We start from the raw sequence: 12,442 nt of genomic DNA, 5'->3' as shown, positions 1-12,442 counted from the left end.
TTATTTCCCCTCACCTGTTTGCGTTTCATGGTATTCAGCAACTGCCTGAACTTCTGGATGCGCTTGTGGCGCCCATGCCACTGGACGATCAGTATCTAACTCAAAGTTAGAAATTGCATCTTTCACTAAACGTGCATCTACTTCACCTTCGTCCGCTAATTTTTTCAAAGTAGCAACAACAATATGTGCAGCATCAACACCAAAGAAACTACGTAAGTTCGCACGTGTATCTGAACGGCCGTAACCATCGGTACCTAATGCAACAAATGGACGACCATCTGGAAGATATGCACGGATTTGTTCGCTATACGCACGCATATGGTCTGTAGCAGAAACCACGATACCTTCTGTACCACGTAACTGCTTAGATACCCAAGATTCTTTCACTTCTTCAGTAAGGGGGTGTAAGCGGTTGTATTCTTCACATGCCATACCATCACGTGACAACTCATTGAAGCTTGTTACACTCCAAACGTTTGAACGGATTTGATATTCATCACGTAAGATTTTCGCAGCTTTAATCACTTCACGAAGGATTACACCTGAACCCAATAATTGAACCGTTGCTTGTTCATCTTTTTCGAACAAGTACATACCACGTTTAATGCCTTCCTCGGCGCCTTCTGGCATTGCAGGATGCTCGTAGTTTTCGTTCATTACAGTTAAGTAGTAGAACACACGCTCTTGGTTCACATACATACGTTGTAAACCATCGTGTACGATCACCGCCAATTCATAACCAAAACATGGATCATAAGATACGCAGTTTGGAATCGTGTTCGCCAAGATATGTGAATGACCATCTTGGTGCTGTAAACCTTCACCGTTCAATGTAGTACGACCCGCAGTGGCACCTAACAAGAAACCTTGTGCCTGTGCATCACCAGCAGCCCATGCAATGTCACCAATACGTTGGAAACCGAACATTGAGTAGTACATGTACATTGGAATCATCGGCAAGTTATTGGTTGAATAACTGGTTGCCAACGCAGCCCATGCACTCATCGCACCCGCTTCGTTAATACCTTCTTGTAGCATGTGACCGTCACTTGCTTCACGGTAATGCATTAACTGCTCTTGGTCTTCTGGGGTATATTTTTGACCGTGAGCGGCATAAATACCGAGCTGACGGAACATCCCTTCTAAACCAAAAGTACGTGCTTCGTCTGGAACGATTGGCACTACACGATCTTTAATTGCTTTTTCTTTCAGTAAAGCAGCAATTAAACGCACCATTAGCATCGTGGTCGATTGCTCTTTACCACCAGAACCATTTAATACAGCATCAAATACTGATAATTCAGGAATCGCTAAAGTTTCACTCTCACGACGACGTGCAGGTAGGTAGCCACCTAATGCCTCTCGACGCGCCTTCATATACTTCATTTCAGGAGAGTTTTCACTTGGGCGATAGAATGGAAGCTCTTCTAACTTATCATCTGTAAATGGCAGGTTAAAACGGTCACGTACATATTTCAAAGAGTCGATCTGCATTTTTTTGATTTGGTGAGTTTTGTTCACCGCTTCAATTTCTTCAGACAAACCATAACCTTTGACCGTTTTCGCAAGAATAACAGTTGGTTGACCTTTGGCTTTCATTGCTTCTGCATAGGCAGCAAAAACTTTGTACGGGTCATGACCACCACGGTTAAGATTATCAATGTCTTCATCACTTAAATCTTTTACCAGTTCCGCAGCTTCTGGGTACTTGCCAAAGAATTTCTCACGGGTATATGCACCGCCTTTCACTTGATAGCGCTGATACTCACCATCAACTGTTTCTTCCATGACCGCTTTTAAAGCACCTGAACTATCTTGCGCAAGTAGTGGATCCCAATGACGGCCCCAAACCACTTTAATCACACGCCAGCCGGCACCACGGAATAATGATTCAAGCTCTTGGATGATCTTACCATTACCACGTACTGGGCCATCCAGACGCTGTAAGTTACAGTTCACTACCCAAACCAAGTTATCTAATTTTTCACGACCAGCCAGTGAGATTGCACCCGTACTTTCAGGCTCATCCATCTCACCATCGCCTAGATATGCCCAGACTTTACGATCTTCTTCTTTGATCAAGCCACGATTCATCAAGTACTTTTGAATGTGTGCTTGGTAAATCGACATAATCGGGCCTAAACCCATCGATACGGTCGGGAACTGCCAATAATCCGGCATCAAATACGGATGTGGGTAACTTGGAAGACCATTACCACCTACTTCACGGCGGAAATTATTCAATTGATCTTCAGTTAAGCGACCTTCAAGGAATGATCGCGCATAAATACCAGGTGCACAGTGACCTTGATAATAGATCATGTCACCGCCAAAGTTATCTGAAGCAGCGCGGAAGAAATGGTTAAAACCAACATCATAAAGCGTTGCAGACGATGCAAAACTTGCAAGGTGACCACCGAGGTCGTCACCCGTTTTATTGGCACGCAACACCATTGCCAATGCATTCCAGCGAATCAAAGCACGGATACGACGTTCCATATCCTGATCACCAGGCATGGCTGGTTGTTCTTCAACTGAAATGGTATTGAGATAAGGCGTATTTAGGCGTTGGATTGGAACATGTTTTGCAATAGCCCGTTGATAAAGTTTTTCTAGTAAGAAGGCAGCACGCTCCGTGCCCATATGTTGTAATACTGAATCAAATGCTTCTTGCCATTCCTGGGTTTCTTGCGCGTCAGAGTCGCCATAAAACGCCATACAATTCACCTTTTCCCTTAAGTTATTTGTCAACTCTATTTTTATCATGTTTTGCGGTGATAGAGGTATTGCCCTAAATGAATGCAAAATGCCTTATTATTTTCTGACAAAATAGTCATTGACCGAAATGAAACAAAAAACATAAAAAATCGCCAATAAAGGCGATTTTTTGAGATATTTATATACAACTGTTAACAAATTACATTAAGGCAACATTGCTAAATAAGTTGATGGATTTTTCCGTTGACCATCTTTCACAACTTCAAAGTGTAAATGTGGTCCAGTACAACGACCCGTACAACCAACATTGGCAATATGCTCACCAGCACTCACGCGATCACCTGCATTCACGATTAAACGTGATGCATGTGCATAACGAGTGATATAACCATTGCCATGATCAATTTCAACATACTGACCATAGCCTGTACCCCAACCTGACTTGGTCACGACACCAGGGCCAGTGGAATAGATTGGCGTACCAGAGGGTGCAGCAAGATCAACACCAGAATGATGACGTGTTGAACCTAATAAGGTACGGTTCCCCCAAGAAGAACTGACACGCCCTTCTTGCAATGGATGGCTGACCAACCAAGAATAACCTGTATTTGCAGAGAATGAAGGTGCGTTGTCTTGAGATGAAATCGCTGAACGACCATATTTCTTCTCGATCGTTGCATTGTTCAATTCAATGGTTTTTTCACGTAATTTAACGGATACATTCGATACAGCTGGCAGATCCATATCAGCAGAATGAGTATAAGAACCTTGAGCTAAGGTTTTTGATAATTGCTCTAAGCGGTCGTCACCTGTAGCTTGACCAATATTCTGATAATCTGCGAAAGCAACCGAAGCAGCTGAAGCAGCCAACGAAAATGCGAGTAAAATACGACGCGTATGATGCATAAAAAACCTCTTGAAACCGTCCTTCAAACGTTCCTTTATCATCTCTTCCTTGATAACAGCTGAAGCAAACGCTTAAGATGGACACATTACCTCCGAGGAAGTTATATGTCTGACCCTAGCAACGTTTTCCAACAGAAAGGACAACACATAAAAACTGGAAACTTAACGTTTCTGACGACGCAAGTCACACAATGGAAACAACTTACGAAAATTATTCAACCTTTACTGCCCCAACCAGAGCAATGGCAGGTTGTTTGTTATCAACATGGGGTTTTGATCATAACCGGTGAAAATCAAGCAATGATTAGTCAACTCAGCTATTTACAAAGCCACTATGTTGCGCAGTTAGCTCAGCTCGAAGGACTCAAGGAATTACGAAAAATCCAAGTTCGCTTAAGAAACAAAACAGTTGCCTCTCGTGAACCCTCTCCCCCAACAAAAGCACTTACATCAGAGACCCAAGAGCAATTGCGCAGCGCCGCTGAATATGTGAGCGACCCTAAGCTTAGCCAAGCTTTGCTACGTTTGGCAAGCAATAAAAAGTAAACTTCATATATTAAGTGTTGGAATACACACTAGTTTTGTGTGATGAAAATCTCAGATTCAATTGTTATAATATAACATAGACAATAAAAGACAATGACTTATGTCACACTCACATAAGGAATTGGACAATCACTCTCGTTATTAAATGTTACAATTTCATAGCTGCTTGGATCATTTTGAACATTGCGTAATAGCTGATTATTTAACGCATGTCCTGATTTATAGCCATCAAACTTGGCAATAACTTGATGACCTAGTAAATACAAATCACCGACAGCATCTAAAATTTTATGCCGCACAAACTCATCGGCAAAGCGTAAACCTTCCTCATTAACTACACCTGTATCATCCACACCTATGGCATTTTCCAAGCTTGCGCCTAAGGCCAAATTATTGGCTTTTAAGTAATCTAAGTCCTTCATAAAGCCGAAAGTGCGTGCCTCACTGACCTCATAAACAAAAGTTTCAGTTGAAAAATCGATCGTGGCTGATTGGTATTCTTTCGCAAATGCAGGATGATCAAAATCGATGGTAAAGTTGAGCTGAAAGCCTGAATGTGGTGAAAAAATCGCTTTCTTGTCGTCGATTAAAGCCTCCACAGGCTTTAAAATGCGAATGAACTTCTTTGGCGCATCTTGCTCCGCCAATTCACCTTGCATGAGTAAATAGATAAAAGGTCCTGCACTACCATCCATAATCGGAACTTCGGATGCAGAGACTTCAACAATCAGATTATCAATCCCCAGTCCTGCAATCGCACTCATGACATGCTCAATGGTGCCAACTTTGATATCTTCACGAACCAAATTCGAGCACATAAAGGCTTCTTGAATCAATAAAGCATTAGCGGGAAGATCAATCGGGGGATTTAAGTCGATACGGCGAAAGACAATACCTCCATCAATATGATGTGGAACAAAATTAATCAGCACCTTTTGACCACTGTGCAGACCAATACCGCTCGCTTTCACCACACGTTTGAGAGTACGTTGTTTCAACATGCCATACCAACTTCATTTGCAAAAACCGATATAACTTAGCATATTTTGCCATTTTAAAAAAATAAAAAAGGGGGTAATTACTTACCCCCTTTCTCTAAATATATGATTTTATTATTTACGCTGTTGATTTTTCAGATAGTCTTGAATGCTCATTGGCGATGAACGTGGCGTAGAACTTGCGGTTGCACCCACTGGAGCATCCGTATTTGTACGTTTGCTGATCGCTGGAACATCATCTTCGTCAACCGATTGTTGCGCAGTTTGAGAAACTGGCGCATGTGAAGTCACCGCACGACGCTTTTGATCAACTTCACTCGCATTACGGGTTAAACCTGTTGCAATAACAGTGACACGTAATTCATCACGTGCATCTGGATCAAATACCGTACCGTAGAAGATTTCACCTTCATCCAAGTCAACGATTTGGTTAACCACATCAGTAATGATTTCAGTTTCACGCAGGGTAATGTCATCACCACCCGTGATGTTAATCAATACGCCTTTTGCGTTGATAATATTTACATTATCAAGCAATGGGCTACGAATCGCCTGCTCTGCTGCTTGGCGAGCACGATCTTCACCACGACCTAAACCAGCACCCATCATGGCATAACCACGTGTACTCATGGCTGTTTTCAAGTCAGCAAAGTCAAGGTTAATATGACCACGGTTTACCACAAGATCAAAGATACTGCGCACTGCATTCAGCAACACATCATCTGCCTTTTTATAGGCATCTTTCATTGAGATATCGCCATAAACGCTGAGTAAGCGCTGGTTTGGAATAATGATCAATGAATCAACATGCGCTTCCAAGGCATCAATACCCTTTTCAGCAGACTTTTGACGACGACGACCTTCAAAGTTGAATGGTGTAGTCACTACACCCACAGTCAAGATCCCCATCTCTTTGGCAACTTCGGCAACCACTGGCGCAGCGCCAGTACCTGTACCACCACCCATACCGGCAGTGACAAACACCATGTCGGTGCCTTCAAGATGTTGACGAATCACTTCACGGCTTTCTTCCGCTGCGATCTGACCCACTTCTGGATTCGCGCCTGCACCTAAACCACGTGTACTTTGTTCACCCAATTGAATTTTGAATGGGGCGTTCATGCTATCCAATGCTTGTTTATCTGTATTTGCACAAACAAACTTTACACCTTGGATATCAGATTGCGCCATGTGCTGCACAGCATTACCGCCACCACCACCAACGCCAAATACTGTGAAACGGGCTTGACCGTTGCCATTGTCTAGTTCATCTTCTATAAATTCAAATGAGGCCATGACCTTTAGATTTCCTAATATTAATGGCAGTTACTTCAGCCCGTTACTGCCCTGATTTTTAAACAACTGATGTGTAGGATGCTGTTCAATAATCGCTAGCTTGTCAAGTACAGTGGCTGATTTAGAACAACTTCCTAACAAATTTTCCCAAAAATAACTACAACTTAAAAGATGGCCTTTAATTTGCTATTTAATGCATTCCAACCATTGGCAACACGATCTACAAAACTACGATCACTTGCTTCTTCTGGCTCTTCAACCGTATCTTGCAAATCACTTTGACTAAACATCAATAAGCCAGATGCAGTTGCATACATTGAACGACGCAATGCAGCTAAATGTTGATCATCCGCATAGACTTGCAATGGCGGATTACCCAAATGAGCAGACACACCCAACATACGACGTGCCAAATTGACCATACCTTCAATTTGACAAGAATCACCTGTGAGTACCACGCCATGGTAGAGACCATGAATCGCACCGCTATGCTCCAATTCTTCACGAATTAATGTGAAGATTTCTTCATAACGCGCAATGATGATTTCTGCAAGCTCTATACGACTGATGGTTTGTGTGCCATCAATGCCTTGTACTTGGATCATGTGATCAGGTTTCACCACACTCAGGTCAACACAGCCATGTAAAATCTTGATGCGTTCTGCTTCTTCCGTGGTGGTCTGTAAAACAGCAGCAATATCACGCGTAACATTCTCACCACCACGTGGCAGGGTTCGCGCTAAAGCCAAACGACCATCGAGATACACAGCAATATTGGTAATACCTGCACCAATATCAACCAAGCAGACACCATATTCTTTTTCGTCTTTTAGCAAACTTGCTTCAGCGGTTGCCAAACAAGACACCACCATTTTTTCCACCCCGATATTCGCCCCTTTCATGGCACGATCAAGGTTTTGCATGGTGCTGATTGGCATCATCATCAACTGATAATGACCCGTCATACTATGTGCAGACATATTGACTGGGTTTTGTACCCATTCCGCTGAATCACCTAACTCAAAGCCCAATGGCACAGCACTGGCAAGATAATAATCTGGCGATACGTGACTGGCTTTGGCCAACTCTAACGCGCGCACCACTTCATTTGTCGTAATAATATGATCGTGGTTGGCAACAGGAGTACGGCCTGACGCATAAAAACTTTGTAATTCAGTACTTGGAATCGACACCCATGCACTATGAATACGACACTCAGCCATATCCTCAGCTTCGGATACCGCATTCTTGATTGCCGCAATCACCTTGTCTAAGCTAACAATCTTGCCTTTAACCATACCTCGGTTGCGAGCAGTTGCCATGCCAATGACTTGGATCTTATCTGGTGCATGGATCTTACCAATCAAAACTGAGACTTTATGAGTCCCAATATCAATCGCAACAACTGAGGGAACAGCTTCACTCATTACTTCAATACCATATCTTTAATGTTGTTTAGGACGATTGCCCTTTATTTTAAGCCACGTATTATGGCTTTGCCTGAATTGCCCCTGCAAGGCTTGTGTCATCAATCGTTACAACTAACTGACCGTTGACAATCTTTGGCGGAGTTGCATTTTTCCACTGAATAGCAAGGCCATTCCGATAACGCAAATCAATTGCCGTGATTTTTGACCATACAGGTTTTAAATCCGTTTGTGCCAAATGGCTTAAGCGTTGCAACTTATTCATGGTTTGATCTTGGTCTACAATAATCCGTAAGCCCGAATCAAACTGCATAAACCACGTCATACGCTCGGTTAAATACAATTCTTTTAATCTCAAATTCGCTGGATGAAACAATTGATTAATTTCATTATAGCGACGCATCATCATTTTGGATTGGCTGGCGGGCCCATGTAAAAGCGGCAAGTTTGGATGTGTTGTTGGCACTGCCTCACTAAATACATCGCCATTGTCACTAAGCAAACGCCCTGTTCCCCAACGTGCAATTGCATGACGCGGCATTACTCGCACCCGAATTGCATTTGGCCAAGCTCGTGACACCACCACACGATCAACCCATGATACTTTTAATGCTTGATCTCGAATTTGTTCTAAATCTGAAGTGAAATAGTTATCTTTAATCATCGGACTAAGATATTGAACTAACTGTTGATTTTCAACCTCAGAATTGGTCCCAACCACCTGCAACTGTGCCGCTCGAGCATCAGTCATGACTTTATATAAGCCAAACAAACCCAAGGCCAATACAACAAACGCAATCACCAGCAAGACCCAACCACCCGCATTCACCATTTTTTGCTTAGGTGAAGGCGGTTTCTCGTGAATCGAGCTAATGGCTGGCCGCGTTTTACGGCGCATCGAGGCAGGAAGCTGAGCCATAGATCGTTAAGCCGACTTTGCTAAGGTTTGCTCTAAAATAGCAACACAAAGCTGATCAAAACTATAGCCAACAGCTTGTGCTGCTTTTGGCACCAAAGAGTGGCTAGTCATTCCAGGAACAGTATTCACTTCCAGTAACCAGAAAGTCCCTTGCTCATCTTGCATCGCATCAATACGACCCCAGCCTTCTGCACCCACAGCCTGAAATGCGCGTAAACACAGTGCTTGCAAGCTTTTCTCTTCCGATTCACTTAGACCACAAGGAATACCATATTCCACATCATTACGTTGATATTTTGCTTCATAGTCATAGAAGGCAACGTCTGCTGGTGGCTGCAAACGAATCACGGGTAACGGTTGACCATTTAAGAATGAAATCGTGAATTCACGACCTGTGATCCATTTTTCTGCCATTACTACCGCATCATGCTGAGTGGCTTTTTCAATTGCTGCAGCAAAATCTTCTGCTTTTTCAACCTTGCTCATGCCGACACTTGAGCCTTCATGCACAGGTTTGATAATCACTGGCAAGCCCAATTCAGCAATCACTGAGTCAAGGTCTGTGTCTTTGCTAATAATACGGTAAGGTGCGGTTGGTAAATCACTACCCTGCCAAATTTGCTTGGTTTTAACTTTATCCATACCAATTGCAGAACCTTGTACACCCGTACCGGTATAAGGAAGATTTAACCACTCCAATACACCTTGGATCTGACCGTCTTCACCGCCACGACCGTGTAATACAATAAAAGCACGATCATAGCCAACCAGTTCAGTCACACTACGATCTTGTGGGTCAAATGCTTCTGCCTGTACGCCCGAACGCAATAACGCCTCTAAAACAGCCTGACCGCTGTCCAATGACACAGCACGTTCAGCCGACTTCCCACCAAACAACACAGCAACTTTGCCGAATTTTGCAGCATTTGACACGTTTATATCCTTAAAAAACTTCATATATTCTATTAAATCCCTCCCCACCTCCCTTTTCAAAGGGAGGGGTTCCCCCTTTAACAAAGGGAGTTAGGGGGATTTGGCATACAAGTGATGCTGAGCCAATTCTACCGAAATTGCACCAACGTTACCCGCGCCTTGTGTTAATAACAGGTCATTTGCTTGTAACACTTTTTGTAAAACGTTCGGTAAATTGCCGTCCACAGGATCAACCAAAATCGGTTCAACCTCACCACGCAGGCGAATACTACGCGCTAAAGCACGACTATCAGCACCTACAATCGGCTTTTCACCTGCTGGATAAACTTCCAGTAATAACAACTGATCTACTTGCGACAACACATCGACAAAGTCATCAAAACAATCACGGGTACGGCTAAAACGGTGCGGCTGGAACAACATCACTAAACGACGGTCTGGATGGCTGGCACGTGCCGCTTTAATGGTGGCTTCAACTTCTTTCGGATGGTGACCATAGTCATCCACCAATTTCACCAAGCCTTCACCAACTTCGTACTCACCTTGAACTTGGAAACGACGACCCACACCACTAAAGCCTTCTAAAGCACGGCAAATCGCACCATCAGAAACACCTTCATCAGTTGCCACGCCAATCGCAGCAAGTGCATTCAAGACATTATGCAAACCTGGTTGATTGATGGTGACACGTAATGGCTCACGATCTTTACGCAATACGGTAAAATGTGACTGCATACCTTCTTGTACTACGTCTACCGCACGGATGTCATTATCTTCATCAAAACCATAGGTCAACACTGGACGACCGACGCGTGGCAGAATCTCACGGATATTGGCGTCATCGCCACAGACCACAGCCAAACCATAGAATGGCAAGTTATGTAAGAACTGAATAAAAGTATCTTTTAACTTATCAAAGCTACCTTCATAAGTATCCATGTGATCCGCATCGATATTAGTCACGATCGCAGCCATCGGCTGTAAATATAAGAAAGAAGCATCAGATTCATCCGCTTCTGCCACGATAAAACGGCTTTCACCCAATGCTGCATTCACACCAGTGCTATTCAGCAAACCACCAATCACATAGGTCGGGTCGAGATTTTCTTCTGCCAACATGGTGGTCAACAAACTGGTGGTGGTAGTTTTACCATGCGTTCCCGCAACCGCGATACCATGACGGTAGCGCATCAACTCACCGAGCATTTCCGCACGACGCACGATTGGCGTACGTTGTTCGATGGCTGCTTTAATTTCTGGGTTTTCAGGATCAATTGCAGTCGATACCACCAATACATTGGCGTTTTTAATATTGTCAGCCGAATGGCCAATAAATACTTTAATACCATTCGCTTCGAGTTGAGCCGTGGTTTTCGACGCTTTAATGTCTGAACCTGAAATTTTATAACCTTGGTTACTCAATACTTCGGCAATACCACACATCCCCGCACCACCAATACCAACAAAGTGGATATTTTTAATACGGCGCATTTCTGGCACTTTAATCAGCTTTTTGGCTTGGTTTGGATTTGTAGGAGACATAAATAAACTCGAATTACAATTTTTTAATCAGATCAACCACATGCTGAGTTGCATTCGGTTGTGCTTGTTGACGTGCTTTTACAGCCATTTCAGACAGTAGCTGACGATTTAATAAGGTCGCTAATAACTCATCTAAAACAGCAGGTGTCATGTCTGCTTGCTGGCAAATCTTGGCTGCGCCAGCATTGGCCAAGAATTTCGCATTTGCCGTTTGGTGATCATCCACCGCAATCGGTAAAGGCACAAAAATCGCCGCCAAACCTGCGGTAGCCACTTCGGTTACTGTGAGTGCGCCAGCGCGGCAAATAATCAAATCAGCTTCACTGTAGGCTTTTGCCATATCGTGAATAAAGGGTTCCACTTGAATGTCCAAACTCGCAGGTGCACCTTGATACAGCGCACGCGTGGCATCTTGCTTGTTTTGACCACACTGATGGAACACTTTCAACGGCACAGTGACCTTTTTCAAAGCTTCAGGCAAACGTTCATTCAATGCCTGTGCACCAAGTGAACCACCGACGATCAGAAGACTGATTGGCAAATGTTCCTGTTCACGAGTTTGATAGCGCCAAGACGGATTTAAAATCGCAGTGATTTCTGCACGCACAGGATTACCTGTGGTCACGACTTTATCACTGTTTGCAAATGTATTTGGAAAAGCCTGACACACGGTCTTGGCAATACGTGCCAATTGAGTGTTGGTAAAACCTGCAATCGCATTTTGCTCATGAATCAACACAGGAATCCCCAGCAAACGTGCAGCCAAGCCACCTGGGCCTGCAACATAGCCGCCAAAACCTGCTACAGCATCAATCTTGAGCTGTTTCATATAGCGCATTGCACTTAAAGTTGCTTTTAAAATTTTAAACGGTGCACTGAGTTTACGGACTAAACCATTACCACGCACACCTTGAATATCAATTTGATAAATCGGGATATTTTGATCTTTCAATAACCGATTTTCCATTCCCGTAGGCGTCGCTAACCAAGAAACTTGGCAGCCTTCCTGTTGCAGCTGCTTGGCAACAGCAAGCGCGGGAAACACATGCCCACCAGTACCTGCGGCCATCATCATGACATGTTTGGGTTTGTTCTGCGGGGAATTGGTCACGGTCTAATTCTTCAACTCAAAAAAGAAGGTTATCGTCTATTGTTTT

10 protein-coding genes are annotated in these 12,442 nt (G+C 43.6%); 1 reads left to right on the top strand and 9 read right to left on the bottom strand.

Annotation, left to right across the window (positions count from 1 at the left end):
* Positions 1–2,718: a pyruvate dehydrogenase (acetyl-transferring), homodimeric type gene (gene aceE, locus NDN11_RS00815; protein WP_251110503.1), complete on the bottom strand. Its 2,718-nt coding sequence runs from the start codon at positions 2,716–2,718 to the stop codon at positions 1–3.
* A gap of 204 nt (positions 2,719–2,922) precedes the next feature.
* Positions 2,923–3,624 (bottom strand): M23 family metallopeptidase, encoded by a 702-nt coding sequence (locus NDN11_RS00810; protein ID WP_005201593.1) that lies wholly within the window; start codon positions 3,622–3,624, stop codon positions 2,923–2,925.
* Positions 3,625–3,729: 105 nt separating this feature from the next.
* On the opposite strand from NDN11_RS00810, the gene NDN11_RS00805 reads away from it, so the two are divergent.
* The gene (locus NDN11_RS00805; RefSeq protein WP_167248516.1) at positions 3,730–4,170 is read left to right on the top strand and encodes a DUF721 domain-containing protein; all 441 of its coding nucleotides are present in this window, start codon (positions 3,730–3,732) and stop codon (positions 4,168–4,170) included.
* A 98-nt stretch (positions 4,171–4,268) separates the two neighbouring features.
* Here the strand turns inward: NDN11_RS00805 and lpxC are convergent, their stop codons facing one another.
* The 7 genes from lpxC to murG all read right to left on the bottom strand — a co-directional run bounded on the left by lpxC (position 4,269) and on the right by murG (position 12,396).
* Complete coding sequence (gene lpxC / locus NDN11_RS00800; protein WP_167248515.1) at positions 4,269–5,171, bottom strand: UDP-3-O-acyl-N-acetylglucosamine deacetylase; 903 nt, start codon at positions 5,169–5,171, stop codon at positions 4,269–4,271.
* A 111-nt stretch (positions 5,172–5,282) separates the two neighbouring features.
* The gene (gene ftsZ / locus NDN11_RS00795) at positions 5,283–6,464 is read right to left on the bottom strand and encodes a cell division protein FtsZ (RefSeq protein WP_251110502.1); all 1,182 of its coding nucleotides are present in this window, start codon (positions 6,462–6,464) and stop codon (positions 5,283–5,285) included.
* A gap of 164 nt (positions 6,465–6,628) precedes the next feature.
* Positions 6,629–7,891 carry a cell division protein FtsA gene (gene ftsA, locus NDN11_RS00790; RefSeq protein WP_167248513.1) on the bottom strand — a complete coding sequence of 421 codons (1,263 nt, stop codon included), beginning with the start codon at positions 7,889–7,891 and terminating at the stop codon, positions 6,629–6,631.
* A 61-nt stretch (positions 7,892–7,952) separates the two neighbouring features.
* Complete coding sequence (locus NDN11_RS00785) at positions 7,953–8,810, bottom strand: cell division protein FtsQ/DivIB (RefSeq protein WP_251110501.1); 858 nt, start codon at positions 8,808–8,810, stop codon at positions 7,953–7,955.
* 6 nt (positions 8,811–8,816) lie between these two features.
* Entirely contained in the window at positions 8,817–9,743 is a 927-nt protein-coding gene (locus NDN11_RS00780) for a D-alanine--D-alanine ligase (RefSeq protein WP_167248511.1), read from the bottom strand.
* 90 nt (positions 9,744–9,833) lie between these two features.
* Positions 9,834–11,285 (bottom strand): UDP-N-acetylmuramate--L-alanine ligase, encoded by a 1,452-nt coding sequence (gene murC, locus NDN11_RS00775; protein WP_251110500.1) that lies wholly within the window; start codon positions 11,283–11,285, stop codon positions 9,834–9,836.
* Between the two features lie 13 nt (positions 11,286–11,298).
* Positions 11,299–12,396 (bottom strand): undecaprenyldiphospho-muramoylpentapeptide beta-N-acetylglucosaminyltransferase, encoded by a 1,098-nt coding sequence (gene murG / locus NDN11_RS00770; RefSeq protein WP_251110499.1) that lies wholly within the window; start codon positions 12,394–12,396, stop codon positions 11,299–11,301.
* Positions 12,397–12,442 lie beyond the last annotated feature (46 nt).

Source organism: Acinetobacter sp. C26M (genome assembly GCF_023702675.1).
Lineage (GTDB): Bacteria > Pseudomonadota > Gammaproteobacteria > Pseudomonadales > Moraxellaceae > Acinetobacter.
This window is presented reverse-complemented; position numbering and strand designations above follow the sequence as displayed.